Origin of the sequence: Burkholderia sp. MSMB1589WGS (genome assembly GCF_001636105.1) — a bacterium.
GTDB classification, from domain to species: domain Bacteria; phylum Pseudomonadota; class Gammaproteobacteria; order Burkholderiales; family Burkholderiaceae; genus Burkholderia; species Burkholderia humptydooensis.
In genome coordinates, this window is the sequence record NZ_LNJT01000006.1 from 835,049 (window position 1) to 861,818 (window position 26,770).

Annotated in this window: 25 protein-coding genes and 1 tRNA gene; 18 read left to right on the top strand and 8 right to left on the bottom strand. The window is 67.5% G+C overall.

What is annotated here, in order from left to right:
• Positions 1–25: 25 nt before the first annotated feature.
• A complete protein-coding gene (locus WT16_RS06075; protein WP_043281995.1) occupies positions 26–1,213 on the bottom strand; it encodes an MFS transporter in 1,188 nt (395 codons plus the stop codon).
• Between the two features lie 213 nt (positions 1,214–1,426).
• Between WT16_RS06075 and uvrA the strand changes: the two genes are divergently transcribed.
• Positions 1,427–4,294 (top strand): excinuclease ABC subunit UvrA, encoded by a 2,868-nt coding sequence (uvrA, locus tag WT16_RS06080; RefSeq protein ID WP_015600126.1) that lies wholly within the window; start codon positions 1,427–1,429, stop codon positions 4,292–4,294.
• A gap of 177 nt (positions 4,295–4,471) precedes the next feature.
• Positions 4,472–5,557, top strand: a complete 1,086-nt coding sequence (locus WT16_RS06085) for an AI-2E family transporter (RefSeq protein ID WP_063532898.1) — start codon at positions 4,472–4,474, stop codon at positions 5,555–5,557.
• A gap of 27 nt (positions 5,558–5,584) precedes the next feature.
• Here WT16_RS06085 and purU read toward each other — a convergent pair whose 3' ends face one another.
• From purU to WT16_RS06110, 5 genes are all read right to left on the bottom strand, one after another.
• On the bottom strand, positions 5,585–6,466 hold the full coding sequence (gene purU / locus WT16_RS06090) for a formyltetrahydrofolate deformylase (protein WP_006024505.1): 882 nt from the start codon (positions 6,464–6,466) through the stop codon (positions 5,585–5,587).
• Positions 6,467–6,520: 54 nt separating this feature from the next.
• On the bottom strand, positions 6,521–7,372 hold the full coding sequence (locus WT16_RS06095; protein ID WP_006024504.1) for an NUDIX hydrolase family protein: 852 nt from the start codon (positions 7,370–7,372) through the stop codon (positions 6,521–6,523).
• A gap of 11 nt (positions 7,373–7,383) precedes the next feature.
• Positions 7,384–7,998 carry a LysE family translocator gene (locus tag WT16_RS06100; RefSeq protein WP_006024503.1) on the bottom strand — a complete coding sequence of 205 codons (615 nt, stop codon included), beginning with the start codon at positions 7,996–7,998 and terminating at the stop codon, positions 7,384–7,386.
• 97 nt (positions 7,999–8,095) lie between these two features.
• Positions 8,096–8,662 carry an adenine phosphoribosyltransferase gene (locus WT16_RS06105; RefSeq protein ID WP_009911189.1) on the bottom strand — a complete coding sequence of 189 codons (567 nt, stop codon included), beginning with the start codon at positions 8,660–8,662 and terminating at the stop codon, positions 8,096–8,098.
• 83 nt (positions 8,663–8,745) lie between these two features.
• On the bottom strand, positions 8,746–10,755 hold the full coding sequence (locus WT16_RS06110) for a monovalent cation:proton antiporter family protein (protein WP_006024500.1): 2,010 nt from the start codon (positions 10,753–10,755) through the stop codon (positions 8,746–8,748).
• Between the two features lie 126 nt (positions 10,756–10,881).
• Here WT16_RS06110 and kdsD point away from each other — a divergent pair, with 126 nt between their 5' ends.
• The 11 genes from kdsD (at position 10,882) to WT16_RS06165 (ending at position 20,134) form a co-directional block, all read left to right on the top strand.
• Complete coding sequence (kdsD, locus tag WT16_RS06115; RefSeq protein WP_006024499.1) at positions 10,882–11,865, top strand: arabinose 5-phosphate isomerase KdsD; 984 nt, start codon at positions 10,882–10,884, stop codon at positions 11,863–11,865.
• The gene (locus WT16_RS06120) at positions 11,865–12,404 is read left to right on the top strand and encodes an HAD family hydrolase (RefSeq protein ID WP_009911188.1); all 540 of its coding nucleotides are present in this window, start codon (positions 11,865–11,867) and stop codon (positions 12,402–12,404) included. The genes kdsD and WT16_RS06120 overlap by 1 nt, the downstream gene beginning before the upstream one ends.
• Before the next feature lie 4 nt (positions 12,405–12,408).
• Positions 12,409–13,023, top strand: coding sequence for an LPS export ABC transporter periplasmic protein LptC (gene lptC / locus WT16_RS06125; protein ID WP_006024497.1), 615 nt, complete (start codon positions 12,409–12,411; stop codon positions 13,021–13,023).
• 18 nt (positions 13,024–13,041) lie between these two features.
• On the top strand, positions 13,042–13,707 hold the full coding sequence (gene lptA / locus WT16_RS06130) for a lipopolysaccharide transport periplasmic protein LptA (RefSeq protein ID WP_006024496.1): 666 nt from the start codon (positions 13,042–13,044) through the stop codon (positions 13,705–13,707).
• Positions 13,704–14,480, top strand: a complete 777-nt coding sequence (gene lptB, locus WT16_RS06135) for an LPS export ABC transporter ATP-binding protein (protein WP_006024495.1) — start codon at positions 13,704–13,706, stop codon at positions 14,478–14,480. The genes lptA and lptB overlap by 4 nt, the downstream gene beginning before the upstream one ends.
• A gap of 168 nt (positions 14,481–14,648) precedes the next feature.
• Entirely contained in the window at positions 14,649–16,157 is a 1,509-nt protein-coding gene (locus WT16_RS06140) for an RNA polymerase factor sigma-54 (RefSeq protein ID WP_006024494.1), read from the top strand.
• Positions 16,158–16,306: 149 nt separating this feature from the next.
• A complete protein-coding gene (raiA, locus tag WT16_RS06145; protein ID WP_006024493.1) occupies positions 16,307–16,666 on the top strand; it encodes a ribosome-associated translation inhibitor RaiA in 360 nt (119 codons plus the stop codon).
• Between the two features lie 232 nt (positions 16,667–16,898).
• Positions 16,899–17,408 carry a PTS IIA-like nitrogen regulatory protein PtsN gene (gene ptsN / locus WT16_RS06150; protein ID WP_004534308.1) on the top strand — a complete coding sequence of 170 codons (510 nt, stop codon included), beginning with the start codon at positions 16,899–16,901 and terminating at the stop codon, positions 17,406–17,408.
• Positions 17,409–17,536: 128 nt separating this feature from the next.
• Complete coding sequence (gene hprK, locus WT16_RS06155; protein WP_004195225.1) at positions 17,537–18,505, top strand: HPr(Ser) kinase/phosphatase; 969 nt, start codon at positions 17,537–17,539, stop codon at positions 18,503–18,505.
• Positions 18,506–18,581: 76 nt separating this feature from the next.
• Complete coding sequence (rapZ, locus tag WT16_RS06160) at positions 18,582–19,475, top strand: RNase adapter RapZ (RefSeq protein ID WP_063532899.1); 894 nt, start codon at positions 18,582–18,584, stop codon at positions 19,473–19,475.
• 26 nt (positions 19,476–19,501) lie between these two features.
• Positions 19,502–20,134, top strand: coding sequence for an LON peptidase substrate-binding domain-containing protein (locus WT16_RS06165; protein ID WP_009911186.1), 633 nt, complete (start codon positions 19,502–19,504; stop codon positions 20,132–20,134).
• An 82-nt stretch (positions 20,135–20,216) separates the two neighbouring features.
• Here WT16_RS06165 and mutY read toward each other — a convergent pair whose 3' ends face one another.
• Positions 20,217–21,323, bottom strand: coding sequence for an A/G-specific adenine glycosylase (gene mutY, locus WT16_RS06170; protein ID WP_063532900.1), 1,107 nt, complete (start codon positions 21,321–21,323; stop codon positions 20,217–20,219).
• Between the two features lie 4 nt (positions 21,324–21,327).
• Positions 21,328–22,158: a bifunctional DNA-formamidopyrimidine glycosylase/DNA-(apurinic or apyrimidinic site) lyase gene (mutM, locus tag WT16_RS06175; protein WP_063532901.1), complete on the bottom strand. Its 831-nt coding sequence runs from the start codon at positions 22,156–22,158 to the stop codon at positions 21,328–21,330.
• 88 nt (positions 22,159–22,246) lie between these two features.
• Between mutM and WT16_RS06180 the strand changes: the two genes are divergently transcribed.
• The 5 genes from WT16_RS06180 (at position 22,247) to WT16_RS06200 (ending at position 26,744) form a co-directional block, all read left to right on the top strand.
• Positions 22,247–24,067 carry a tetratricopeptide repeat protein gene (locus tag WT16_RS06180; RefSeq protein ID WP_015601007.1) on the top strand — a complete coding sequence of 607 codons (1,821 nt, stop codon included), beginning with the start codon at positions 22,247–22,249 and terminating at the stop codon, positions 24,065–24,067.
• Positions 24,064–24,696: a lipoprotein insertase outer membrane protein LolB gene (lolB, locus tag WT16_RS06185; RefSeq protein ID WP_041861765.1), complete on the top strand. Its 633-nt coding sequence runs from the start codon at positions 24,064–24,066 to the stop codon at positions 24,694–24,696. The genes WT16_RS06180 and lolB overlap by 4 nt, the downstream gene beginning before the upstream one ends.
• A gap of 33 nt (positions 24,697–24,729) precedes the next feature.
• On the top strand, positions 24,730–25,611 hold the full coding sequence (gene ispE, locus WT16_RS06190) for a 4-(cytidine 5'-diphospho)-2-C-methyl-D-erythritol kinase (protein ID WP_063532902.1): 882 nt from the start codon (positions 24,730–24,732) through the stop codon (positions 25,609–25,611).
• 53 nt (positions 25,612–25,664) lie between these two features.
• Positions 25,665–25,741: transfer RNA gene (locus tag WT16_RS06195), tRNA-Gln, on the top strand.
• A 46-nt stretch (positions 25,742–25,787) separates the two neighbouring features.
• Positions 25,788–26,744 carry a ribose-phosphate pyrophosphokinase gene (locus WT16_RS06200; protein WP_006024484.1) on the top strand — a complete coding sequence of 319 codons (957 nt, stop codon included), beginning with the start codon at positions 25,788–25,790 and terminating at the stop codon, positions 26,742–26,744.
• The last annotated feature ends 26 nt before the right edge of the window (positions 26,745–26,770 follow it).

Here is a 26,770-nt window from a genome sequence, read left to right on the forward strand (position 1 = left end):
GCGCGCTTCGAAGGGCGTTCGCGTGTCAGGCTTTGCGCGGCGGCTGTTTCATGCCGGCCGCGATTATAAGCCACACGGCTACCAGCGCCGAACACGCGAAAAACACCGCGTTCGCGCCGCCGTGCTTCAGCAGCACGCCGCCCACGACGCCGCCGAGCGCAAGCCCGATCGACTGCGTCGTGTTGTAGACGCCCGTGGCCGCGCCCTTGCGCGAACCGGGCGCGAGCTTCGACACGAGCGACGGCTGCGACGCCTCCAGAATGTTGAAGCCCAGGAAGTAGACGAACAGGATTGCCGCGACAATCAATATCGTATGCGTTGCCACGCCGAGCAACAGTTGACCGATCAGGATAGCCGCAATTCCGCCCAATAGCACGGGCTTCATCTTGCCCTGTTTTTCCGCGACGATGATGGCCGGCACCATCATCACGAACGCGAGCCCCATCACCGGCAGATAGACCTGCCAGTGCGACGCGACGGGCAGCCCGCCGTCGACGAGCAGGCGCGGCACGACGAGGAAGAGCGCGGTCTGCGTCGCGTGCAGCACGAGCACGCCGAAGTTCAGGCGCAGCAGCTCGACGTTGCGCAGCACCTCGGCGAACGGCGCGGGCACGTGCACGGGTCGCGGCGCATCCGGCACGACCCACAGCACGACGCCGATCGCGACAACCGACAGCGCGCCGACGATCGCGAAGAGCCCGCTCATCCCGACCCAGTGGAACACGATCGGCGCGCCGACGATCGCGACCGCGAACGACATGCCGATCGAGCCGCCCACCATCGCCATCGCCTTGGTCCGGTTGTGCTCGGACGTCAGATCGGCGATGAACGCGAGCACCGCCGACGATACCGCCCCCATTCCTTGAATGACCCGGCCGACGATGATCCACGTGATGTCGTGCGCGAACGCCGCGACGAAGCTGCCGAGCGCGAAGATCAAAAGGCCCGCCGCGATCACCGGCTTGCGCCCGAACTTGTCCGACGCCCAGCCGTAAAAGATGTAAAGGAGCGATTGCGTGACGCCGTAAGCGCCGAGCGCGACGCCGACGAGCACGACGTTCTCGCCGCCGGGAATCGTCTTCGCGTAGACGGAGAACACCGGCATGATCATGAAGAGACCGAGCATGCGCAGCGCAAAGATCGCCGCGAGCGACGTGGTCGCGCGCAACTCGGGCGCGCTCATGCGAGTGGAGGTAGCGGACGGATTGGACATCGGGCGTGTGTTCGATTGAATCGGTGGTCCGCCCGCTGCCGGACGGCGGAAGATCCGGGGCCGGCCGCCTGCCGCCGCGCGCCGCCCCGCTGCGGCCCGGGCGTCGCGAAAGCCCGCTGCCGGAGGGCGCGGGAATTGGTTGGGAGCCTGAAACGACGGACTCGAAAAGTCGTTATAGTAGCAGGTTTGGTTCTCTCGTCTTCCGCCGGGTTCATGGAACAAATTCGTATCCGTGGGGCGCGCACCCACAACCTGAAGAACGTCAATCTCGACCTTCCGCGGCACAAGCTGATCGTGATCACCGGCCTCTCCGGCTCGGGCAAATCGTCGCTCGCGTTCGACACGCTGTACGCCGAAGGGCAGCGGCGCTACGTCGAAAGCCTGTCGGCGTACGCGCGCCAGTTCCTGCAGTTGATGGAGAAGCCCGACGTCGACCTGATCGAGGGCCTGTCGCCCGCGATCTCGATCGAGCAGAAGGCGACGTCGCACAATCCGCGCTCGACGGTCGGCACCGTCACCGAAATCCACGACTACCTGCGGCTTTTGTACGCACGCGTCGGCACGCCGTACTGTCCGGACCACGAAATTCCGCTCGAGGCGCAGAGCGTGTCGCAGATGGTCGACGCGGCGCTCGCGCTGCCCGAGGAAACCAGGCTGATGATCCTCGCGCCCGTCGTCGCGAACCGCAAGGGCGAGCACGCGGAGCTGTTCGACGAGATGCAGGCGCAGGGCTTCGTGCGCTTTCGCGTGCGCTCGGGCGGCGGCGCGGCGAACGAAGGCGTCGCGAAGATCTACGAAGTCGATTCGCTGCCGAAGCTCAAGAAGAACGACAAGCACACGATCGACGTCGTCGTCGATCGCCTGAAGGTGCGCCCGGACATGAAACAGCGGCTCGCCGAATCGTTCGAGACCGCGCTGCGGCTCGCCGACGGCCGCGCGATCGCGCTCGAGATGGATACGGACCACGAGCACCTGTTCAGCTCGAAGTTCGCGTGCCCGGTGTGCTCGTACTCGCTGCAGGAGCTCGAGCCGCGCCTCTTCTCGTTCAACAACCCGATGGGCGCGTGCCCGGAATGCGACGGCCTCGGCCAGATCACGTTCTTCGATCCGAAGCGGGTCGTCGCGCACCCGTCGCTGTCGCTCGCCGCGGGCGCGGTGAAGGGCTGGGACCGCCGCAACCAGTTCTACTTCCAGATGCTGCAAAGCCTCGCGGCGTTCTACGATTTCGACATCGACACCGCGTTCGAGGACCTGCCCGAGAAGATCAGGAAGATCCTGCTGTACGGCTCCGGCAAGCAGACGATCCCGTTCTCGTACATCAACGAGCGCGGCCGCACGACGATCCGCGAGCACGTGTTCGAGGGGATCATCCCGAACCTCGAGCGCCGCTACCGCGAGACCGATTCGGCCGCCGTGCGCGAGGAGCTCGCGAAGTACCAGAACAACCAGCCGTGCCCGTCGTGCGACGGCACGCGCCTGCGCCGCGAGGCGCGCTTCGTGCGCGTCGGCCAGGGCGACTACGCGCGCGCGATCTACGAAGTGAGCAGTTGGCCGCTGCGCGACGCGCTCGGCTACTTCGACGGCTTGACGCTCGACGGCGCGAAGCGCGAGATCGCCGACAAGGTGATCAAGGAAATCGTCGCGCGGCTCACGTTCCTGAACAACGTCGGCCTCGATTACCTGTCGCTCGAGCGCAGCGCCGAGACGCTGTCGGGCGGCGAGGCGCAGCGCATCCGGCTCGCGTCGCAGATCGGCTCGGGCCTCACGGGCGTGATGTACGTGCTCGACGAGCCGTCGATCGGCCTGCACCAGCGCGACAACGATCGCCTGATCGCGACGCTCAAGCACCTGCGCGACCTCGGCAACTCGGTGATCGTCGTCGAGCACGACGAGGACATGATCCGCACGGCCGACTACGTCGTCGACATGGGCCCCGGCGCGGGCGAGCACGGCGGCAAGGTCGTCGCCGAAGGCACGCCGAAGCAGGTCCAGGCGAACGGCGATTCGCTCACGGGCCAGTATCTCGTCGGCAAGCGCACGATCGAATATCCGGACGAGCGGATCTCGCCCGATGCGCAGCGGATGCTGCGCATCGCCGACGCGCACGGCAACAACCTGAAGAACGTCGATCTCGATCTGCCGGTCGGCCTGTTGACCTGCATCACCGGCGTGTCGGGCTCCGGCAAGTCGACGCTCATCAACGACACGCTGTACAACGCGGTCGCGCGCCACCTGTACGGCTCGGCGACGGAACCCGCGCCGCACGAGTCGGTCGAGGGCCTCGAGCACTTCGACAAGGTGATCAACGTCGATCAATCGCCGATCGGCCGCACGCCGCGCTCGAACCCGGCCACCTACACGGGCCTGTTCACGCCGATCCGCGAGCTGTTCGCGGGCGTGCCCGCGTCGAAGGAGCGCGGCTACGATCCGGGCCGCTTCTCGTTCAACGTGAAGGGCGGCCGCTGCGAGTCGTGCCAGGGCGACGGCGTGCTGAAGGTCGAGATGCACTTCCTGCCGGACGTCTACGTGCCGTGCGACGTGTGCCACGGCAAGCGCTACAACCGCGAGACGCTCGAAGTGCAGTACAAGGGCAAGAACATCAGCGAAGTGCTCGACATGACGGTCGAGCACGCGCACGAGTTCTTCAACGCGGTGCCCGTCGTCGCGCGCAAGCTGAAGACGCTGCTCGACGTCGGCCTCGGCTACATCCGGCTCGGCCAGTCGGCGACGACTCTGTCGGGCGGCGAGGCGCAGCGCGTGAAGCTGTCGCTGGAGCTCTCCAAGCGCGACACGGGCCGCACGCTCTACATTCTCGACGAGCCGACGACCGGCCTGCACTTCCACGACATCGCGCTCCTGCTCGAGGTGATCCACCGGCTGCGCGACCAGGGCAACACGGTCGTGATCATCGAGCACAACCTCGACGTGATCAAGACGGCCGACTGGGTGATCGACCTCGGGCCGGAAGGCGGCGCGGGCGGCGGCCGGATCATCGCGCAGGGCACGCCCGAGCAGGTCGCGAAAACGAAGGCGAGCTTCACGGGCAAGTACCTCGCGCCGCTCCTCAAGCGCCAGAAGTAAGCGGGATGCGGCCGTCCGGGCGAACGCCGGCGGCCGCTCCGGGCGCGCGACGCCAAATTCCTCCTTACAAGATCCTAATATTCAGGTCGATAATCGTTGCTATACTCGCGGCGATACAAGGTTACGCCCGCTTGCGGCCACAAGCGCGCCGAGTAGCCTCCGAATACAGGGATAGTCATGGAGAAGCAATCTGAGCCGACGCGCGAGCCGCAAACGCGGGAACCGCACTTGCGCAGCGTCCGGCTGACGAGCGATTTCAGCCTGCCGAAGCTTTCGGCAATCGAGATCGGCAGCTACTTCCTCGCCCTCCTCGGCCTGTGGCTCGTCCTGCACCTGAAGCTGCTCGGCGGCCTCCTCGCCGGCCTCCTCGTCTATCAGCTCGTCCACATGATCGCGCCCGCGATCGAGCGCCACATGTCGAGCCAGCGCGCGCGCTGGCTCGCGGTCGTGCTGCTGTCCGCCGCGATCGTCGGCGGCCTCGCGGGCCTCACGATCGCGGTCATCGAGCACTTCGAGCACGCGGTGCCGAACGCGCAGAACCTGCTCGGCCAGGTGATGCAGATCGTCGACCAGGCGCGCACCCGCACGCCCGAGTGGATATCGAACCTGCTGCCCGTCGACGCCGAGCAGATGCGCGCGAAGGCGACGGGCCTGATGAGCAAGCACATGGATCAGTTGCAGCAAGGCGGCAAGAGCGTCGCGCGCGGCTTCGGGCACGTGCTGTTCGGGATGATCATCGGCGCGATGATCGCGATCGGCGTCGATCGCCACAAGCTGCGCCAGCCGCTATCGACCGCACTCGTCACGCGGATCTCGCGCTTCTCCGACGCGTTCCGCCGGATCGTGTTCGCGCAGATCAAGATCTCGGCGCTCAACGCGTTCTTCACCGCGCTCTACCTGCTCGTCGCGCTGCCGCTCTTCCATCAGCGGCTGCCGCTGTCGAAGACGCTCGTGCTCGTCACGTTCATCGCGGGCCTGTTGCCCGTCGTCGGCAATCTGATCTCGAACACGCTGATCGTCGCGGTGTCGCTGTCGGTCAGCATGGGCACCGCGATCGCGTCGCTCGTGTTCCTCATCGTGATCCACAAGCTCGAATACTTCCTGAACGCGAAGATCATCGGCGGCCAGATCGAATCGCGCGCGTGGGAGCTGCTGCTCGCGATGCTCGTGATGGAGGCCGCGTTCGGCGTGCCCGGCGTGATCGCCGCGCCGATTTTCTACGCATACGTGAAGCGCGAGCTGATCTACCTGCGGCTCATCTGAGGCGCGGCGCGCGCCGCGCGGCCTCGCTCAGCGAAACACCACCGTCTTCGTGCCGTTCAGCACGATTCGGTGCTCGACGTGCCACTTGACCGCGCGCGCGAGCGTCACGCACTCGACGTCGCGGCCGACTGCCGTCAGTTCGTCCGGCGTCATGCTGTGATCGACGCGCTCGACTTCCTGCTCGATGATCGGGCCTTCGTCGAGATCGGTCGTCACGTAGTGCGCGGTCGCGCCGATCAGCTTCACGCCGCGATCGAACGCCTGGTAGTACGGCTTCGCGCCCTTGAAGCTCGGCAGGAACGAGTGATGGATGTTGATCGCGCGCCCCGCGAGCCGCTCGCACATGTTCGGCGACAGGATCTGCATGTAGCGCGCGAGCACGACGAGATCGGCGGCGTGCTCGTCGATCACCTCGAGCACGCGCGCCTCCTGCGCGGCCTTCGCGTCGGCCGACGCGCCCGCGGCGAGCGGGAAGTGATGGAACGGGATGTCGTAGCTCGCGGCGAGCTGGTAGAAGTCCTTGTGATTCGACACGATCGCCGGAATCTCGATCGGCAACTGGCCCGTGCGGTAGCGGAACAGCAGGTCGTTCAGGCAATGGCCGATCTTCGACACGAGGATCACGACGCGCGGCTTCACCGATGCGTCGTGCAGCTCCCAGCGCATCGCGAACTGCTCGGCGAGCGGCGCGAACTCGGCGCGCAGGCCATCGAGCGCCGCCGCGGCATCCGCGCCGCCCGCCTGCCCCGCATGCACGCGCATGAAGAATTCGCCGGTGCGGCTATCGCCGAACTGCGCCGAATCGAGGATGTTGCTGCCGCGTTCGAGCAAAAAGCCCGAGACCGCGTGAACGATGCCGCGCCGGTCCGGGCACGACAGTTTCAGGATAAAGCTGTGATCGGTCGACATGACCGCTACTCCCTTCTCAAATCTTCTGAACAATGCGATGCGCGCGCGCCGCGCTCAGCCGGGCGGCGGCGGCGCGAACAGCGCGTCGATTCCGTGCGCGTCGTCGGGCGAAAGCGCGCGGTGGCGCAACAGGCTGTCGAGCATCGCGAGACTCGCGTCGACGGTGGCTTCGCCCGCGCGCAGCCACGCGACGATCTCGCCCACGCCGGCGAGCAGGTGCTCGGCGACTTCGCCGTCCTGATTGCGGGGCGCGAAATCGCGCGGCAGCGGCAGGTCGTAGACAAAGATCTGCTCGGCCTGCGTGCCTTCCGGCAGCGAGCACAGCACGTACGCGACGCGGCCGGGAATCGCGCGCGCGGCGAGCTCGGCCGGAATGCCCGCTTCTTCCCAGCATTCCTTCGCGATCGTGTCCTCGATGCCGAGCCCCCAGCCGATGCCGCCCGCCACGACGTTGTCGAGCATGCCCGGATCGGTCGCCTTCGTCGCGCTGCGGCGGCCAAGCCACATCGCAAGCGGCGCCGAAGGCGCATATTCTACGACGCCGTTCAGATGCACCGCGTACGTCATCGTACCGAAGAAGCGCGACGCGGCCCGCTCGATGTAAGCGAGCGGCGGATCGTCGAAGCGGTTGCGGATCGCGTAGATCTCGTCGCGCCAGCCGACGATCGCGCCTTCGGCCGCGAGCGCGCCGATCGGGCTCGCGAGCGCCATGCTGCGCGCGTCGACGCTGTCGTAGCGCGCGGCGAGCTCGACGCGCCCCGCCGGAAACTCGAACACGTCGGGCCAGCGCGCGAGGCGCGCGACGTCGCCGCGGCGCAGCCAGCCCACCTGCCGGCCCGCGATCCAGAACGGCACGTGCGCGGCCGGATCGAAGCGGCGCGCGGCGGCAATGCACGGAAACGTCATCGCGCCGCTCCTCAGTCCTTCAGCGCGACGCGCAGGCCGAGCGCGACGAACGTCGCGCCCGCGAGCCGGTCGAGCCACACGCCAACCCGCGGCCGGCGCTTGAGCCACACGCCGATCGCGCCCGCGCCGACGCCGAACACCGAGAACACGACGGCCGTCTGCGCCATGAAGAGCGCGCCCAGCTCCAGCATCTGCAGCGCGACGGGCTGCGCGCCGCGCGGATCGACGAACTGCGGCAGGAACACAACGAAGAACAGCGTCACCTTCGGATTGAGCAGATTGCCGATCACGCTCTGGCGGAAGATCGTCGACAGCGGCTGCGGCGCGCGCTCGTGCGCGGTCGCGAGGCCCTTGCTGCGCAGCGCCTTGAGGCCGATCCAGATCAGATACGCGCCGCCCGCGAGCTTGAGCAGGTGAAACGCGACGGGCGACGAGCGCAGCAGCGCGGCAACGCCGAACGCGGCGAGCGTCGTATGGAACAGCACGCCCGACGCGAAGCCGAGCGCCGCGACGATGCCGGCCGCGCGGCCCTGCGAGATGCCGCGCGCGAGCACCTGCAGGTTGTCGGGGCCGGGCGCGACGGTGATCGCGATCGACGTCGCGAGGAACAGCATGAAGTTCGGCATCGTGAGCTCGCTTGAATCGGTGGATGAGTAGGCCGCGTTCGGGCGGGCGCGGGATGGAACCGCGGCCGGGCATCCGGTGCGCGGTGGCGCGCCGCGCTCAATGTCCGGCGAATCCGGTGACCGTGTAGAGCGACAGGCCGGCCCCGCGCAGCAGCGCCGAGCCGCCGAGATCCGGCAGGTCGACGATCGCCGCGCCCTCGACGACCACGGCGCCGAGCCGCTCGAGCAGGTTCTTGCCCGCCATCATCGTGCCGCCCGTCGCGATCAGGTCGTCGACGATCACGACACGGTCGCCCGGCTGGCACGCGTCTTCGTGGATCTCGACGGTCGCGGCGCCGTATTCGAGCGCGTACGATTCGCGCTGCGTCCGGTACGGCAGCTTGCCGACCTTGCGGATCGGCACGAAGCCGACGGACAGCTCGTACGCGACGATCGGCGCGATGATGAAGCCGCGCGCGTCGAGGCCCGCGACGTAGTCGAGCTTCGCGTCGACATAGCGCTCGACGAACAGATCGACGAGCACGCGCAGCGCCTTCGCGCTTTGCAAGAGCGGCGTGATGTCGCGGAACATCACGCCCGGCTGCGGCCAGTTCGGCACCGTGCGGATGCGGCTGTGAATGAACTCGACGGGATCGAGCTGCGCGTCCGACGACGTGGACATCATGGAACTCTCCGAAAAAAACGGCGCCGGAATCTCGCGCCGTTCGTCGATCGCTCGACAACTCAACAATCAGCGGCCGCGCGGCGTCACGCCACCACGGTCGATCCGCCTTCGCGCCGATGGCGCGACAGCCGCTCCTCGGCCTCCGCGAGCGCCTCGGGCAGCCCGCGCAGCACGACGATGTCGCTCGCGCGCAGCTTCGTCTCGGGGTCGGGTTCGACGCCGCGAATCCCGTGCCGGCGGATCGCCGTCACCTCGAGGCCGAGCGCGAAAAGCCCCAGCTCGGCGAGCGAGCGGCCGACCGCGTCCGAACGCGCGTCGACGGGCACCGATTGTAGCCGCACCTGCTCGTGGTCGTCGTCGTCCGCGTCGTCGGCGCCGCGGAAGTAGCCGCGCAGCAGGCTGTAGCGCGCGTCGCGCATCTCCTCGACGCGCCGCACGACGCGCCGCATCGGCACGCCCATCAGCACGAGCGTGTGCGACGCGAGCATCAGGCTGCCTTCGACGATCTCCGGAATCACCTCGGTCGCGCCCGCGGCGAGCAGCCTCTCGAGATCGGCGTCGTCGACCGTGCGCACGATCGCGGGCAACGTCGGCTCGAGCTCGTGCACGTTGTGCAGCACGCGCAGCGCGGACGGCGTGTTCGCATACGTGACGGCCACGGCCGCCGCGCGATGGATGCCCGCCGCGAGCAGCGACTCGCGGCGCGCGGCGTCGCCGAACACGACCGATTCGCCCGCCGCGGCCGCCGCCGTCACGCGGTCCGGATCGAGGTCGAGCGCGACGTACGCGATCCCCTCCTGCTCGAGCATCCGCGCGAGATTCTGCCCGGCGCGGCCGTAGCCACAGACGATCACGTGGCCCTTCTGCTTGATGCTCTGCGTCGCGATCCGCGTCATCTGCAGCGATTGCTGCATCCATTCGGCGGCGGACAGCCGCATCACGATCCGGTCCGCGTTCTGGATCAGGAACGGCGCGGCGAGCATCGACAGCAGCATCGACGCGAGGATCGACTGCAGCAGCGTCGCGTCGACGAGATGCCGGTCGAGAATCAGGTTCAGCAGCACGAAGCCGAATTCGCCCGCCTGCGCGAGCCCGAGCCCCGTGCGCATCGCGACGCCGGGCGTCGCGCCGAACGCGCGCGCGAGCGCCGTGATCATCACGCTCTTGAGCAGCACCTGGCCGGCGAAGAACGCGAGCACGAGAAACGGATGCCGCCAGATCACGCTCGGATCGAGCAGCATGCCGGTCGTCACGAAGAACAGGCCGAGCAGCACGTCGCGGAACGGCTTGATGTCCTCCTCCACCTGATGCCGGTACGGCGTCTCGGAGATCAGCATCCCCGCGATGAACGCGCCGAGCGCGAGCGACAGGCCGAAGCGGTCGGTGATGAACGCGGCGCCGAGCGTGACGAGCAGCAGGTTCAGCACGAACAGCTCCTGCGAGCGCCGCCGCGCGACGACGTTCAGCCACCGCGTCATGAAGCGCTGGCCGACGATCAGGAGCAGCGCGAGCGCGACGACGATCTTCACGGCCGCGAGCCCGAGCGACATCGCGAGATCCCTGGACGATTCGCCGCCGAACGCGGCGATCACGATGAGCAGCGGCACGACGGCGAGATCCTGGAACAGCAGCACGCCGAAGATGTTGCGGCCGTGCTCGGTCTCGATCTCGAGCCGCTCGGCGAGCATCTTCGAGACGATCGCCGTCGACGACATCGCGAGCGCGCCGCCGAGCGCGACGCTGCCTTCCCACGTGATATGCATCCAGCGCTCGAAGAGCGCGCCCAGCGCGAGCGCGATCGCGATCGTGCCGAGCACCTGCGCGAGCCCGAGCCCGAACACGAGCCGGCGCATCGCGCGCAGCTTCGACAGGGAGAACTCGAGGCCGATCGAGAACATCAGGAACACGACGCCGAACTCGGCGAGATGCTCGGCGCGCTCGAGGTCGGCCGCGAAGCCGAGCGCATGCGGGCCGACCACGATGCCGACCGTCAGATAGCCGAGCATCGGCGGCAGGTTCAGCGAACGGAACACGACGACGCCCGCCACCGAAGCAAGCAGCAGCAGAAGCGTCATTTCGAGCGGGGAAATCACGGGCAAAGCGTCCTCGTTCGTCGACGGCGCCGCGAAACGGACGCCGGGTTGGGCCGGGAGACTACTCGAAAAGGTGGGCGCAAGGGGCCCGGCGCGGCGAACAAACGCCTTTGCTATACTCCGCGCATGATAGCGAAAATCAATGATGATCGGGCGCTCGCGCTCGCCCGCGACGTGCTCGACATCGAGGCGAACGCCGTGCGCGCGCTCGCCGGCCAGCTCGACGGCGAATTCGTCGCCGCGGTCGGGCTGCTCCTGAATTGCCGCGGACGCGTCGTCGTGTCCGGCATCGGCAAATCGGGGCACATCGCCCGCAAGATCGCAGCGACGCTCGCGAGCACCGGCACCCCCGCGTTTTTCGTCCATCCGGCCGAAGCCAGCCACGGCGACCTCGGCATGGTCACGAAGGACGACGTGTTCATCGCGATCTCGAACTCCGGCGAATCGGAGGAGCTCGTCGCGATCCTGCCGCTCATCAAGCGGCTCGGCGCGAAGCTGATCGCAATGACGGGCCGCCCGGCATCGAGCCTCGCGACGCTCTCGGACGTCCATCTGAACGCGGGCGTCGCGAAGGAAGCCTGCCCGCTGAACCTCGCGCCGACGGCCAGCACGACGGCCGCGCTCGCGCTCGGCGACGCGCTCGCCGTCGCGGTGCTCGACGCGCGCGGCTTCGGCTCCGACGATTTCGCGCGCTCGCACCCCGGCGGCGCGCTCGGCCGGCGCCTGCTCACGTACGTGCGCGACGTGATGCGCACGGGCGACGAAGTGCCCGCCGTGCCGCTTGGCGCGACGCTCTCCGACGCCCTCTTCCAGATCACCGCGAAGCGCATGGGCATGACGGCCGTCGTCGACGACGCGGGCCGCGTGGCCGGCATCTTCACCGACGGCGACCTGCGCCGCGTGCTCGAGCGCGACGGCGATTTCCGCCGGCTGCCGATCATCGACGTGATGACGCACGATCCGCGCACGATCGCGCCGGATCACCTCGCCGTCGAGGCGGTGGAACTGATGGAGCGCCACCGGATCAACCAGATGCTCGTCGTCGACGAGCACGGCGCGCTGATCGGCGCGCTCAACATGCACGATCTGTTCTCGAAGAAGGTGATTTGATGTCCGCGCCCCCTGCCACGGCGGCCGAACGCGCGAGCCGCGTGAAGCTGATGATTTTCGACGTCGACGGCGTGCTGACCGACGGCGGCCTCCATTTCACCGCAGCGGGCGACACGACGAAGTCGTTCAACACGCTCGACGGCCACGGCGTGAAGCTCCTCGGCGAAGCAGGCATCGCAACCGCGATCATCACCGGCCGCCGCTCGGAAGCCGTCGCCGCGCGCGCGCGGGAAATGCGCATCGCGCACCTGCATCAGGGCGTCGAGAACAAGCTCGCCGTGTTCGGCGAGCTGCTGCGCACGCTCGGCCTCGAGCCCGCCGAGTGCGGCTACATGGGCGACGACTGGCCCGACCTCGCGGTGATGCTGCGTTGCGGCTTCGCGGCCGCGCCGGCGAACGCGCATCCGGACGTGATCGCGCGCGCGCACTGGGTCGCCGAGGCCCGCGGCGGCCACGGCGCGGTGCGCGAAGCGTGCGACGCGATCCTGCGCGCGCAGCGCCGCTACGACGCGCTGCTCGCCGCCGCCTGCGGAGCCTGAGCGGATGGACGGCAAATTCCGGCTGACCTCGCTGATCCCGCTCGTCGCGATGGCGGCGCTCGCGGGCGGCACGTACTGGCTGCTGCAGGCCACGCTGCCGCCGCCCGGCGAGGCGCTCGTGCGGCCGAAGTCGCACACGCCCGACTATTTCGCGAACAATTTCTCCGTCACCGAGCTCGACCAGACGGGCTCGACCCAGTACCGGCTGACGGCGGCGGGCCTCGTCCATTACGAAGACGACGAGACGAGCGAGCTCGCGCAGCCGGCGTTGCGCGCGTTCCAGCCCGGCAAGCCGACCGTGACCGCCACCGCGAAGCGCGGCGCCGTCAACGGCGACGTGTCGATCGTCGATTTGTATGACGATGCGCGAATCCTGCGCGCGGCGGGCGCGGGCGACCCGCCGATGCAGGCGGATTCCCAGCATTTCCGGGTGTTGGTCAACGACGATGTGATCGAGACCGAAAAGCCGGTTAAACTTCAGCGCGGCCTGTCGATCGCGAACGCCGCCGCCGGGATGAAGTACAACAACGTCACCCGGGTCATCGAACTTTACGGCAACGTGCGCGGCACGATCGCCGCTTCCGACACGTCCGGCGGCGCTGCTGGCCAACCCAAGTAACTCACCACGCGGGACTGCATGAACGAATCGTTCCCTTGTTTATTTCCGAGCGGCGCACGCCGCGCCGCGCGCGCGTTGGTCGCGGCGGCGCTCGTCGCGGCGCCGCTCGCGGGCGTCGCGCCCGCAGCCCACGCCGAGAAGGCCGACCGCGACAAGCCGATCAACGTCGAAGCGGACAACCTCACCTATGACGACCTGAAGCAGGTCACGGTCGCCACCGGCAACGTCGTCATCACGAAGGGCACGATCCTGATCAAGGGCGATCGCGTCGAGGTGCGCCAGGACCCGCAGGGCTACCAGTACGCAACGGCGACGGCCTCCGGCAAGAAACACGCGTCGTTCCGCCAGAAGCGCGAGGGCCTCGACGAGTACATCGACGGCGACGCCGAGCGCATCGACTACGACGGCAAGCAGGATCTGACCACGCTCACGACGAACGCGACCGTGCGCCGCCTGCAGGGCCAGTCGACCGTCGCCGACACGGTCCACGGCAGCGTGATCACGTACGACGGCCAGCGCGACTTCTACACGGCGCGCGGCGGCAAGGACGTCGCCGGTCCGGGCAACCCGGGCGGCCGCGTGCGCGCGATGCTGACGCCGAAGAACGGCGGCCCCGCGCCGCTGTCAGGCGGCCCCGCGCGGCTCGCGCCGTCGAACGACGTCCAGGGAGCGCCGAACCCGTGAACGCGCTCCCCAATCGCCAACCGGCCGGCACGTCGAGCTCGCTCGTCGTGCGCAACCTGAAGAAACGCTACGGCTCGCGCACCGTCGTCAAGGACGTGTCGCTCGACGTGAAGAGCGGCGAAGTGGTCGGCCTGCTCGGTCCGAACGGCGCCGGCAAGACGACGTCGTTCTACATGATCGTCGGCCTCGTGCCGCTCGACGCGGGCGACATCTCGCTGAACGGCAGCCCGATCAGCCTGATGCCGATCCACAAGCGCGCGTCGCTCGGCCTGTCGTACCTGCCGCAGGAAGCGTCGGTGTTCCGCAAGCTGACCGTCGAGCAGAACGTGCGCGCGGTGCTCGAGCTGCAGCACGACGACAACGGCAAGCGGCTGTCGAAGGACGAGATCGGCGCGCGCACGGAAGCGCTCCTCGAAGAGCTGCAGATCGCGCACCTGCGCGAGAACCCGGCGCTGTCGCTGTCGGGCGGCGAGCGCCGCCGCGTCGAGATCGCGCGCGCGCTCGCGAGCAACCCGAGCTTCATCCTGCTCGACGAGCCGTTCGCGGGCGTCGACCCGATCGCGGTGCTCGAAATCCAGAAGATCGTGAAGTTCCTGAAGCAGCGCAACATCGGCGTGCTGATCACCGATCACAACGTGCGCGAGACGCTCGGCATATGCGATCACGCATACATCATCAGCGACGGCTCGGTGCTCGCGTCCGGCGCGCCGAAGGAAATCATCGAAAACGAAAGCGTGCGGCGCGTCTACCTCGGCGAGCACTTCCGCATGTAGGCGGCGCGGGACACGATCCCGCGGCCGCCCGCTCCCCGGCGCGATCCGCGCCGCCTCACCGCACGCCCGGCTCGCGCCGCGCGCGCTCGCCCCGCGCGCCGAGCGTCATCCCGAATGCCTCAACGCGCCGCCCTCGTGGCAAACTTCCGGTACGACTCCCTTTTTGCCATGAAAGCCAGTCTCCAACTTCGCCTGTCGCAGCATCTCGCGCTCACGCCCCAGCTTCAGCAGTCGATCCGGCTGCTGCAGTTGTCGACGCTCGAACTGCAGCAGGAAGTCGCGACGGCGATCGCGCAGAACCCGCTGCTCGAAAGCGACGACGACTGGATCGCGAGCCCGTTGCGCGTCGCGGCCGACGGCTCGGTGATCGCGCAGACGCCCGCGCCGTCCGCGCCCGAGCCGATGGCGGGCGCGTCGAACGGCACGACTGCGACGAATGAGCGCACCGAGCGCGACGAAGCCGCCGGCGTCGACGAATACGACAGCTATTCGGCCGACAGCGGCGACGCGAACCAGTGGAACCTCGACGATTTCGGCCGCTCGCCCGCCGCGTCCGACGACGACGATCTGCCGCCGATGCAGATCCACGAAACGTCGACGTCGCTGCGCGATCATCTGATGGCGCAGTTGCGCGTCACGCAGGCGAGCCCGCGCGATCGCGCGCTCGTCACGTTCCTGATCGAATCGCTCGACGACGACGGCTATCTGACCGCGTCGCTCGAGGAAGTGCTCGCCGATCTGCCCGAGGAGCTCGAAGTCGACGTCGACGAACTGAATGCGGCGCTCGCGCTCGTGCACAGCTTCGATCCCGCGGGCGTCGGCGCGCGCTCCGCATCCGAATGCCTGAAGCTGCAACTGCTGCGCCTGGATCCGTCCCCGACGCGCACGCTCGCGCTCGATATCGTGTCGCAGCATCTCGAGCTGCTCGCCGCGCGCGATTTCACGCGCCTGCGCAAGCAACTGAAGGCGACCGACGACGAGCTGCGCGACGCGCACGCGCTGATCCGCTCGCTCGAGCCGTTCCCCGGCGCGGCATACGGCAAGGCCGAAGCCGATTACGTGGTGCCCGACATCATCGTGAAGAAGACCGGCCAGAACTGGCAGGCGGAACTCAATCCGGAAGTGGTGCCGAAGCTGCGGATCAACCATCTTTACGCGAACATCCTGCGCAACAGCCGGGGCGATCCGAGCACGGGATCGCTGAAGCAGCAGCTTCAGGAAGCGCGCTGGCTGATCAAGAATATTCAGCAGCGATTCGAGACGATCCTGCGCGTCGCGCAGGCGATTGTCGAACGTCAGAAGAATTTCTTTGCGCACGGCGAAATCGCGATGCGCCCCTTGGTTTTGCGGGAAATAGCTGATACGCTGGGCCTACACGAATCGACTGTCTCCCGTGTGACAACCGGCAAGTACATGCTGACCCCGTTCGGCACGCTTGAATTTAAGTACTTCTTCGGATCGCACGTATCGACAGACACCGGAGGCGCCGCGTCGTCGACAGCGATCCGCGCCCTCATCAAACAACTGATAGGAGCCGAAGACCCCAAATCCCCTCTTTCGGACAGTCGCATAGCCGAGCTGCTAGCGGAACAAGGGTTCGTGGTCGCGCGCCGCACGGTTGCCAAATATCGCGAAGCCCTCAAGATCCCGGCGGTGAATCTGCGCAAGTCTCTGTAGCCCGTCGCCACACGGCGGGCGTTTTCCGGCCGCCGCATCGTCGACGGCAAAGCCGGCCGACCGATGCTTGCTCACCACGAGCGTCGGCAACAGAATCGGCAGGCATGCCGCCTCTATGCGGAAGGTGGTCATTAGCTTGGAGAAGCACTATGAACCTGAAGATCAGTGGACACCATCTCGAAGTCACGCCTGCTATCCGCGAATACGTGATCACCAAGCTCGACAGGGTGCTACGCCATAGCGATCAGGTCATCGATGGCGCAGTGATCCTCACGGTCGACAACCACAAAGAGAAGGACAAGCGGCAAAAGGCGGAAATCACGCTGCATCTGAAGGGCAAGGATATCTTCGTCGAAAGTGCGAACGGCGATTTGTACGCGGCGATCGATCTGCTGATCGACAAGCTCGACCGCCAGGTCGTCAAGCACATGGAGCGTCTGCAGACGCACACGCACGAGCCGATCAAGCACCAGCAGGCTGCCGAACAGATCGAGCTGCCGCCGCAATGATCGCGGCGCGACAGCGCCAGCCGAACCGCCCGCCTCGACGGGCGGTTTTTTATTGTGCAAACCGCTGCGGCGCGACGCGGATGCGCCGCGCCCCGAGCGATTCCCGACGTTTTGCGCGGTGCGCGGCGCCGTCTGCAGTGCTCTATAATGTCTCGGTTATTATCGGGGGCGATGAGCCGGTTCGCCGCGCTTCACAGGTCTCCGTCGCCTAACGCCGTCCTTTTTGACCGACATGGAAAATCAGTCCGCCGCGAGGAGACCCCAGGCCGCCCCTACGCCTGCCAACATGAATCGCCTAGCCAAAATCCTGCCTCTGGAGAACGTCGTCATCGATCTCTCCGTCACCAGCAAGAAACGCGTCTTCGAACAAGCCGGCCTGATCTTCGAGAATCAGAACGGCATCGCCCGCAGCACCGTCACCGACAATCTGTTCGCGCGCGAGCGTCTCGGTTCGACGGGCCTCGGCGAGGGCGTCGCCATTCCGCATGGCCGGATCAAGGGGCTCAAGCACCCGCTCGCCGCTTTCGTGCGGCTCGCCGAGCCGATCCCGTTCGAAGCGCCGGACGGCCAGCCCGTGTCGCTGCTGATCTTCCTGCTCGTGCCCGAGCAGGCGACGCAGGCGCACCTCGAAATCCTTTCCGAAATCGCCCAGTTGCTGTCCGACCGCGACACGCGCGAGCGTCTGCATACTGAACCGGACCGCGACGAGTTGCATCGACTCCTGACTCAGTGGCAACCTTAGGCTGATCGGGGCGGTTCGTTCCCCATTGCGTCGCGGCCCGCGCCGCCGAGCCGAGCCGCCCGCCGCCGGGCCGGCGCCGCAACCGTCGTTGCAGCGCCAGGGCGCCGGCTCCTTGGAGTGACGGACTCATGGATACGTCCAGCATCAACGCCCAGAGCATCTTCGACGACAACGCAGCCATGCTGAAGCTCAGTTGGCTGACGGGGCATGAAGGCTGGGAACGCGGCTTTTCCGCCGACACGGTGGCGAACGCGACGTCGAGCGCCGATCTCGTCGGCCACCTGAACCTGATCCACCCGAACCGGATCCAGGTGCTCGGCGAGGCCGAGATCGACTACTACCAGCGCCAGACCGACGAAGACCGCTCGCGCCACATGGCCGAGCTGATCGCGCTCGAGCCGCCGTTTCTCGTCGTCGCGGGCGGCGCCGCCGCGCCGCCCGAGCTCGTCCTGCGCTGCACGCGCTCGTCGACGCCGCTCTTCACGACGCCGATGTCGGCCGCCGCGGTGATCGACAGCCTGCGCCTGTACATGTCGCGCATCCTCGCGCCGCGCGCGACGCTGCACGGCGTGTTCCTCGACATCCTCGGGATGGGCGTGCTGCTGACGGGCGATTCGGGCCTCGGCAAGAGCGAGCTCGGCCTCGAGCTGATCAGCCGCGGCCACGGGCTCGTCGCCGACGACGCGGTCGACTTCGTTCGACTTGGCCCCGATTTCGTCGAAGGGCGCTGCCCGCCGCTGTTGCAGAACCTGCTCGAAGTGCGCGGCCTGGGCCTTCTCGACATCAAGACGATCTTTGGCGAAACCGCGGTGCGCCGGAAGATGAAGCTCAAGCTGATCGTCCAGCTCGTGCGCCGGCCCGACGGCGAGTTCCAGCGGCTGCCGCTCGAAAGCCAGACCGTCGACGTGCTCGGCCTGCCGATCAGCAAGGTGACGATCCAGGTCGCGGCGGGCCGCAACCTCGCGGTGCTCGTCGAGGCGGCGGTGCGCAACACGATCCTGCAACTGCGCGGCATCGACACGCTGCGCGATTTCATGGATCGCCAGCGCCTCGCGATGCAGGACCCGGACAGCCAGTTTCCCGGCAAGCTCGTGTAACCCGCGCCGGCCTCGCGCCCGCCACGCTCGCGCAACGAGCCGGTGCTATGATGAAACGTCAGGATTTCCTCTTTCCATGCGCATTGTCCTCATCACCGGCATCTCCGGCTCAGGCAAGTCCGTCGCGCTGAACGCGCTCGAGGACGCGGGCTACTATTGCGTCGACAACCTGCCGCCGCACGTGCTGCCCGAGCTCGCCCGCTACCTCGCGAACGAAGGCCAGAACCGGCTCGCCGTCGCGATCGACGCGCGCTCGAGCGCGTCGCTCGACGAAATGCCGGGCCTCATCCGCGCGCTGTCGCGCGAGCACGACGTGCGCGTGCTGTTCCTGAACGCGAGCACGCAGGCGCTGATCCAGCGCTTCTCCGAGACGCGCCGCCGCCATCCGCTGTCGGGCTCGCCGTCGCACGACGCGGACGTCGGCCTTCTCGTGTCGCTCGAAGAGGCGATCGAGCGCGAGCGCGACCTCGTCGCGCCGCTCGCCGAATTCGGCCATCAGATCGACACGAGCAATCTGCGCGCGAACGTGCTGCGCACGTGGGTCAAGCGCTTCATCGAGCAGAAGAACGACGATCTCGTGCTGATGTTCGAATCGTTCGGCTTCAAGCGCGGCGTGCCGCTCGACGCCGATTTCATGTTCGACGTGCGCGCGCTGCCGAACCCGTATTACGACCACGAGCTGCGCCCGCTCACCGGGGTCGACCAGCCGGTCGTCGCGTTTCTCGACGCGCTGCCCGTCGTCCATCAGATGCTCGACGACATCGAGTCGTTTCTCGGCAAGTGGCTGCCGCATTTCCGCGAGGACAACCGCAGCTACCTGACGGTCGCGATCGGCTGCACGGGCGGCCAGCATCGGTCGGTGTTTCTCGCGGAGACGCTCGCCGCGCGTCTGTCGCGGCAGGCCAACGTGATCGTGCGGCATCGTGACGCGCCCGTCGCCGTGGACGCGTCGTCGCGGCTCGTGACCTAGCGCCGCTCACTTTTCCCGGGCCCGCCATGTCCTCTCTGTCGACCACGCTCATCGATTTGCCGCTCTTCCCGCTGCATACGGTGTTGTTCCCGGGCGGGCTGCTGCCACTGAAAGTCTTCGAGGCGCGTTATCTGGACATGGCGCGCGCATGCCTGCGCGACGACGCGCCGTTCGGCGTGTGCCTGCTGAAGAGCGGCCCGGAAGTCGCTCAGGAAGGCGAAGTATCGGTGCCCGAAACGATCGGCTGCATGGCGCGGATCATCGAATGCGATACCGGCGAATTCGGCATGCTGTTGCTGCGCACGATCGGCACGCAGCGCTTCGAGCTGCTGTCGCACCGGGTCGAGGCGAACGGCCTGCTCGTCGGCATCGCGGAGCCGATGCAGGACGACATCCCGCTCGAAGGCGACGACGCGCTCGCGCAGTTCGGCGCGTGCGCGGAGGCGCTCGACCGGATCGTCGAAGTGCTGCGCAAATCCGAAGCCGAGCTGCCGTTCGCGGAGCCGTTTCGGTTCGACGACCCTACGTGGGTGTCGAACCGGCTCGCCGAAGTGCTGCCGCTCGATCTGCGCGCGCGGCAGAAGCTGATGGAATTCCCCGATGTCGGCGCGCGCATCGATGCGGTTCATCGGGAGTTGAATCGTCACGGGTGGTTGTAGGCGCACCGCGCCGGAAACGGCGGCGCCATTCGCTTCCACTTCGGCCCCCGCGCGGCCACCCCGCCTGCCGCAGTTACAGCGCCTACAGCAACGACCCGCTCAACCCGTCGAGCAATTTGCGCACGGGCGCGGGCACGCCGTACGCGTCGAGCTTGTGGAGCGCGACCCATGCGGTCTCGTCGTCGGCCGCTTGCAACGCGCCGCCCGCTGCGCCGTCGAGCTCGGCGAGCCGCGGCTCGATCTCGAGCTTGAAATGCGTGAACGTATGCGTGAACGGCGCGAGCGGCACGAGCGCCGCGCCGCCGAATTCGCGCGCGCGCCGCGCGAGCGCCGCGTCGCCGTCCGCTTCGGGCAGGCTCCATAAGCCGCCCCAGATGCCCGCGGGCGGGCGCCGCTGCAACAGCACCGCGTCGCCGTCGCGCAGCACGAGCATCCACGTGCGGCGCGTCGGCACCGCCTTCTTCGGGCGCGCGGCGGGCAGCTCGCGCTGCCGGCCGCTGCGATCGGCAACGCAATCGCCCACGAACGGGCAGCGCGCGCAATCGGGCTTGCCGCGCACGCAAAGCGTTGCGCCGAGATCCATCAGGCCCTGCGTGTACGCCGTGACGTCGGCCTGTTCGGCCACATCCGGCAAGAGCGCCTCGGCGAGCGCCCACATCTCGTTCTCGACGCGCTTGTCACCCGGGAAGCCTTCGACGCCGAACACGCGCGCGAGCACCCGCTTCACGTTGCCGTCGAGGATCGTCGCGCGCGCGCCGAACGCGAACGACGCGATCGCCGCGGCCGTCGAGCGGCCGATGCCCGGCAGCTCGGCGAGCGCTTCGGGCGAGCCCGGGAACGCGCCGCCGTGCAGCTCGACGACCGCCTGCGCGCAGCGGTGCAGATTGCGCGCGCGCGAGTAGTAGCCGAGCCCGGCCCAAAGCGCCATCACGTCGTCGATCGGCGCGGCCGCGAGCGCGGCGACGTCCGGATAACGCTCGAGAAAGCGCACGTAGTACGGCACGACGGTCGACACCTGCGTCTGCTGCAACATGATCTCCGACAGCCAGATCCGGTACGGATCGCGGGTGTTCTGCCACGGCAGGTCGTGGCGGCCGTGCTTGCGCTGCCAGGCGATCAGCGTCGGCGCGAAGGCCGCGTGAAGCGGCGTGATGACGGGCGGCGCGGGAGGAATGCGGGGCGGTTTCAAGTTCTTAACGCTGACAATTCGGACAGAAATAGGTGGATCGCTGCCCCTGGACGATCTGGCGGATCGCCGCGCCGCAGACGCGGCACGGCTCGCCCGCGCGATCGTAGACGAAACAGTCGAGCTGGAAATAGCCGCTCTCGCCGTTGCTGCCGACGAAGTCGCGCAGCGTGCTGCCGCCGCGCTCGATCGCGGCGGCGAGCGTCGCGCGCACCGCGTCGGCGAGCCGCTCGTAGCGCGGCAGCGATACGCGCCCCGCCGCCGTGGTCGGCCGGATGCCGGCGCGAAAGAGGCTTTCGGACGCATAGATGTTGCCGACGCCGACGACGATGTCGCCCGTGAGCAGCGCCTGCTTGACGGACACCGTGCGCCCGCGCGTGCGCTTGAAGAGGAGCGCGCCCGAGAACGCGGCCGAGAACGGCTCGACGCCGAGGCTCGCGAGGAGCGGATGCGCGTGCACGTCGCCCGCGTCGCGCGGATGCCAGAGCACCGCGCCGAAGCGGCGCGGATCGCGAAAGCGCAGCACGAACTCGTCGAAGATCCAGTCGACGTGATCGTGCTTCGCCGGCGCGGGCGGCGGCGCGTCGTTCGGCAGCACGCGCAGCGTGCCCGTCATGCCGAGATGGACGATGAACCATCCGGCGTCGACTTCGAACAGCAGGTACTTGCCGCGCCGCTCGACGCGCAGCACCTCGCGCGACCTGAGCAGCTCGGCGAAGCCGGCGGGCACGGGCCAGCGCAGCATGGCGGTGCGCACGTCGACGCGCTGCACGCGCCGCCCGGCGACGAACGGCTCGATGCCTCGGCGCGTAACCTCGACTTCCGGCAACTCTGGCATGTTTTACGGGTCTCTATCTGGCTGATGGCGATGGTGCGCGTATTGTAGCGAGCGCGTTACAATCGGCTGAAACATTGAACGGATTTCCATGACCTTGCCCTCGAAGCTGTCCCAGAAGCGCCTTGCCGCTGCGCGCGGCCCGCGCGCCGTTCCGGTGCGCCGCGCGATCGGCGCTGCGCTCGTCGCGGCGTGGGCGCTCGCCGCATTCCCCGCTCACGCGCAAGACGACGCAGGCGACGAAGCCCCTCAGGGCGCATTCGCGTCGACGCTGCCGGAAGAGCAGAAGGATCTGCCGAACGTCGCGCTGACGAGCCAGATCGTCTACCAGGTGCTCGCGGCCGAGGTCGCGCTGCAACGCAATCTTCCCGCGCCCGCGTACCAGACCTACCTCGCGCTCTCGCGCGACACGCGCGATCCGCGCATGGCCCAGCGGGCGACCGAGATCGCGCTCGCCGCGCAGAGCCCGGCGGACGCGCTGACGGCCGCGAATCTGTGGCGCGAGTATTCGCCGGGCTCGCAGCGCGCCGCGCAGGTCGACGCCGCGCTCCTCGTGCTCGGCGGCAAGCCGGCCGAGGCGCAGCCGATGCTCGCGCAGGAACTCGCGCGTGCGACGGGCGACAGCCGCGGCCAGGCGATCATCGCGCTGCAGGCGCTGCTCGCGCGCGGACCGAACCGCGTCGGCGGCCTGACGGTGCTTCAGGATCTGCTGAAGAACGACATGAACCGGCCGGAGGCGCGGTTCGCGATCGCGCGCCAGCAGCTCGCGACCGACGACAAGGACGGCGCGACGCAATCGCTGAAGGAAGCGCTGCGCATCAAGCCCGATTATCTGCCGGCGGCGCTGATGCTGTCGCAGATGGGGCCGGACGAGCGCGCGGCCGGGGTTGCATCGTTCGAGAAGTTCGTTCAGCAGAATCCGAAGTCGCGTGACGGCCGCCTCGCGCTCGCGCAGTTGTATCTCGCCGACGATCGCCTCGACGACGCGCAGAAACAGTTCGACGCGATGCGCCGCAACGATTCGAGCGACCCGACGCCGCTGATGGCGATCGCGCTCATCAAGATCCAGCAGAAGCACCTCGACGACGCGACCGCGTACCTGAAGCAATACGTGAAGGTCGCGCAGAAGAAGCCGGGGGCGGACGTCGGGCAGGCGTACGTGTATCTCGCGCAGATCGCGCTCGACCAGAACAACGAGGCGCTCGCCGCGCAATGGCTCGACAAGGTCGACGAATCGAGCCAGCAATACGTGCCCGCGCAGGTCACGCGCGCGCAACTGCTGCAGAAGCAGGGCAAGACCGACGAAGCGCGCAAGCTGCTCGCGAACCTGCAGGCGTCCGATCCGCGCGACGCCGCGGTGATCGCGCGCACCGATGCGTCGATCCTCTTCACGTCGAGACGCTACAAGGAGGCCGCGGACCGGCTCGCGCAGGCGGTCGAGGATTTCCCGGACGATCCCGATCTGCGCTACGACTACGCGATGGCGTGCGAGAAGATCGGCCAGTACACGATGATGGAACAGCAGTTGCGCCTGCTGATGCGCGCGCAGCCGGACAATCCGCAGGCATACAACGCGCTCGGCTATTCGCTCGCCGACCGCAACCTGCGCCTGCAGGAAGCGAGCAAGCTGATCGAGAAGGCGAGTTCGCTCGCGCCGAACGACGCGTTCATCATGGACAGCCTCGGCTGGGTCAAGTACCGCCTCGGCGACACGGCGGGCGCAACGACGATCCTCAAACGCGCTTACGACCTGCAGCCGAACGCTGAAATCGGCGCGCATCTCGGCGAAGTGCTGTGGAAGAGCGGCTCGCGCGACGAAGCGCGCGCCGCGTGGCGCGCCGCGCAGAAGCTCGAGCCCGACAACGACACGCTCGTGCAGACGCTCAAGCGCCTTGAGGTGAACGGACTTTGATGACGATGCCGCGTTTTGCCCGGCCGCATGCGCGCAGCGCGCGCGGCTTCGCCCTCGCCGCTGCGGCCGCGGCCGCCGTCGCGCTCGCCGGCTGCGCGACGCAGCCGCAGCGCGCGCCCGTCACCGCGCCGAACGCGCTGCAGACCGAGCAGAATCGCGCGTACACGGGCCGCTTCGCGGTCCAGTACCACGATCAGCTCGGCAATCCGCGCAACGTCTACGGCAATTTCGACTGGCAGCAGCAAGGCACGAACGTGTCGCTCGAACTGCGCAGCCCGCTCGGCCAGACGCTCGCGATCGTGAAGTCCGCGCCGGACGGCGCGTCGCTCGAATTGCCGAATCGTCAACCGCAATTCGCGCCCGACGTCGGCGAGCTGATGCAGCGCGCGCTCGGCTTCGCGCTGCCGCTCGACGGCCTGCGCTACTGGCTGCTGCCGACGCCGTCGCCCGCAACGCCCGCGACGACGGTGCGCGATCCGCAGGACGGCACGCGAATCAAGGAGATCCGCCAGGACGGCTGGACCATCGATTACCTCGCATACGCCGACGCGCCGGCCGCCGGCGTGAAACGCATCAACCTGGTGCGGCAGACGCCGCCCCTCGACATCAAGCTCGTGCTCGACCGCTGAACACGCGCTTTTGCCCGACCAAGCTGCCTTAGCATGACCGATACGACCCGCTCGCTGCGCGACTGCCTCGCCCCGGCGAAACTGAACCTGTTCCTGCACATCACGGGCCGCCGCCCGGACGGGTACCACGAGCTGCAAAGCGTGTTCCAGCTACTCGACTGGGGCGACACGCTGCATTTCACGCTGCGCGACGACGGCAAGGTGTCGCGCAAGACCGACGTGCCGGGCGTGCCCGAGGAAACCGATCTCGTCGTGCGCGCGGCGTCGCTGCTGAAAGCGCACGCGGGCGTCGCGGCGGGCGTCGACATCGAGATCGACAAGCGGCTGCCGATGGGCGCGGGCCTCGGCGGCGGCAGCTCGGACGCGGCGACGACCTTGCTTGCGCTCAACCGCCTCTGGAAGCTCGACTTGCCGCGCGCAACGTTGCAATCGCTCGCAGTGAAGCTCGGCGCCGACGTGCCGTTCTTCGTCTTCGGAAAAAATGCATTCGCAGAGGGTATCGGGGAAACGCTACAAGCTGTAGAATTACCGGCTCGCTGGTTCCTGGTTGTGACACCACGGGTTCACGTTCCGACAGCAGCGATTTTTTCCGAAAAATCGTTGACAAGAAATTCGAAACCCATCACAATTACGGACTTTCTTGCACAGCGAAACTGCACTGCAGGATGGCCAGACAGCTTCGGCCGGAATGACATGCAGCAGGTTGTGACAAGCAAGTACGCGGAAGTTGCAAAGGTGGTCGAGTGGTTTTATAATCTGCCCCCCGCGCGGATGACCGGCTCTGGAGCAAGTGTGTTTGCGGCGTTCAAGAGCAAGGCTGAAGCAGAAGCGGCGCAAGCCAAACTGCCGGCCGGCTGGAATAGCGCAGTTGCCGAGAGCTTGGGTGAACATCCATTCTTCGCTTTCGCGTCATAAAGTTTCGCTTCACCGGATGGCCTACACTTCCGATGGAGCTAAAAGTTTAGTGTAGGGGAGTCGCCAAGTTGGTCAAGGCACCGGATTTTGATTCCGGCATGCGAGGGTTCGAGTCCTTCCTCCCCTGCCAAAATTTCTTTCCCGCATTTCCCGCCTAAGCCTGAAGCAGGTGCACGATGAGCAGCCATGACGGCCTGATGGTTTTTACTGGCAACGCCAATCCCGCGCTTGCTCAGGAAGTCGTCAAAATTCTTGGTATTCCCCTCGGCAAAGCGATGGTTAGCCGTTTCTCCGACGGCGAGATTCAGGTCGAAATCCAGGAAAACGTGCGCGGCAAGGACGTCTTCGTCCTGCAATCGACGTGCGCGCCGACGAACGACAACCTGATGGAGCTGATGATCATGGTCGATGCGCTCAAGCGCGCATCCGCCGGCCGGATCACCGCCGCCATCCCCTACTTCGGCTACGCGCGCCAGGATCGCCGCCCGCGCTCGGCGCGCGTCGCGATCTCCGCGAAGATCGTCGCGAACATGCTGGAAATCGCCGGCGTCGAGCGGATCATCACGATGGATCTGCACGCCGACCAGATTCAAGGCTTCTTCGACATCCCCGTCGACAACATCTATGCGACGCCGATCCTCCTGGGTGACCTGCGCAAGCAGAACTACCCGGATCTGCTCGTCGTGTCGCCGGACGTCGGCGGCGTCGTGCGCGCCCGCGCGCTCGCGAAGCAACTGAACTGCGACCTGGCGATCATCGACAAGCGTCGTCCGAAGGCGAACGTCGCCGAAGTGATGAACATCATCGGTGAAGTCGAAGGCCGCACCTGCGTGATCATGGACGACATGGTCGACACGGCGGGCACGCTCTGCAAGGCCGCGCAAGTGCTGAAGGAGCGCGGCGCGAAGCAGGTGTTCGCGTATGCGACGCACCCGGTGCTGTCGGGCGGCGCGGCAGACCGGATCGCCGCTTCGGCGCTCGACGAGCTCGTCGTCACCGATACGATTCCGCTGTCCGCCGAATCGCTCGCGTGCTCGAAGGTCCGCGCGCTGTCGAGCGCGGGCCTCCTCGCCGAGACGTTTTCGCGGATCCGCCGCGGCGATTCGGTGATGTCGCTGTTCGCGGAATCGTAAAGCGATCCGCCGCAAAATGGTTTAGC

Excerpts from the sequence above, each read along its gene's own strand:
- WT16_RS06075 (WP_043281995.1), bottom strand. The coding sequence starts at position 1,213 with ATGTCCAATCCGTCCGCTACCTCCACTCGCATGAGCGCGCCCGAGTTG.
- uvrA (WP_015600126.1), top strand. The coding sequence starts at position 1,427 with ATGGAACAAATTCGTATCCGTGGGGCGCGCACCCACAACCTGAAGAAC.
- WT16_RS06085 (WP_063532898.1), top strand. The coding sequence starts at position 4,472 with ATGGAGAAGCAATCTGAGCCGACGCGCGAGCCGCAAACGCGGGAACCG.
- purU (WP_006024505.1), bottom strand. The coding sequence starts at position 6,466 with ATGTCGACCGATCACAGCTTTATCCTGAAACTGTCGTGCCCGGACCGG.
- WT16_RS06095 (WP_006024504.1), bottom strand. The coding sequence starts at position 7,372 with ATGACGTTTCCGTGCATTGCCGCCGCGCGCCGCTTCGATCCGGCCGCG.
- WT16_RS06100 (WP_006024503.1), bottom strand. The coding sequence starts at position 7,998 with ATGCCGAACTTCATGCTGTTCCTCGCGACGTCGATCGCGATCACCGTC.
- WT16_RS06105 (WP_009911189.1), bottom strand. The coding sequence starts at position 8,662 with ATGATGTCCACGTCGTCGGACGCGCAGCTCGATCCCGTCGAGTTCATT.
- kdsD (WP_006024499.1), top strand. The coding sequence starts at position 10,882 with ATGATAGCGAAAATCAATGATGATCGGGCGCTCGCGCTCGCCCGCGAC.
- WT16_RS06120 (WP_009911188.1), top strand. The coding sequence starts at position 11,865 with ATGTCCGCGCCCCCTGCCACGGCGGCCGAACGCGCGAGCCGCGTGAAG.
- lptC (WP_006024497.1), top strand. The coding sequence starts at position 12,409 with ATGGACGGCAAATTCCGGCTGACCTCGCTGATCCCGCTCGTCGCGATG.
- lptA (WP_006024496.1), top strand. The coding sequence starts at position 13,042 with ATGAACGAATCGTTCCCTTGTTTATTTCCGAGCGGCGCACGCCGCGCC.
- WT16_RS06140 (WP_006024494.1), top strand. The coding sequence starts at position 14,649 with ATGAAAGCCAGTCTCCAACTTCGCCTGTCGCAGCATCTCGCGCTCACG.
- raiA (WP_006024493.1), top strand. The coding sequence starts at position 16,307 with ATGAACCTGAAGATCAGTGGACACCATCTCGAAGTCACGCCTGCTATC.
- ptsN (WP_004534308.1), top strand. The coding sequence starts at position 16,899 with ATGGAAAATCAGTCCGCCGCGAGGAGACCCCAGGCCGCCCCTACGCCT.
- hprK (WP_004195225.1), top strand. The coding sequence starts at position 17,537 with ATGGATACGTCCAGCATCAACGCCCAGAGCATCTTCGACGACAACGCA.
- rapZ (WP_063532899.1), top strand. The coding sequence starts at position 18,582 with ATGCGCATTGTCCTCATCACCGGCATCTCCGGCTCAGGCAAGTCCGTC.
- WT16_RS06165 (WP_009911186.1), top strand. The coding sequence starts at position 19,502 with ATGTCCTCTCTGTCGACCACGCTCATCGATTTGCCGCTCTTCCCGCTG.
- mutM (WP_063532901.1), bottom strand. The coding sequence starts at position 22,158 with ATGCCAGAGTTGCCGGAAGTCGAGGTTACGCGCCGAGGCATCGAGCCG.
- WT16_RS06180 (WP_015601007.1), top strand. The coding sequence starts at position 22,247 with ATGACCTTGCCCTCGAAGCTGTCCCAGAAGCGCCTTGCCGCTGCGCGC.
- ispE (WP_063532902.1), top strand. The coding sequence starts at position 24,730 with ATGACCGATACGACCCGCTCGCTGCGCGACTGCCTCGCCCCGGCGAAA.
- WT16_RS06200 (WP_006024484.1), top strand. The coding sequence starts at position 25,788 with ATGAGCAGCCATGACGGCCTGATGGTTTTTACTGGCAACGCCAATCCC.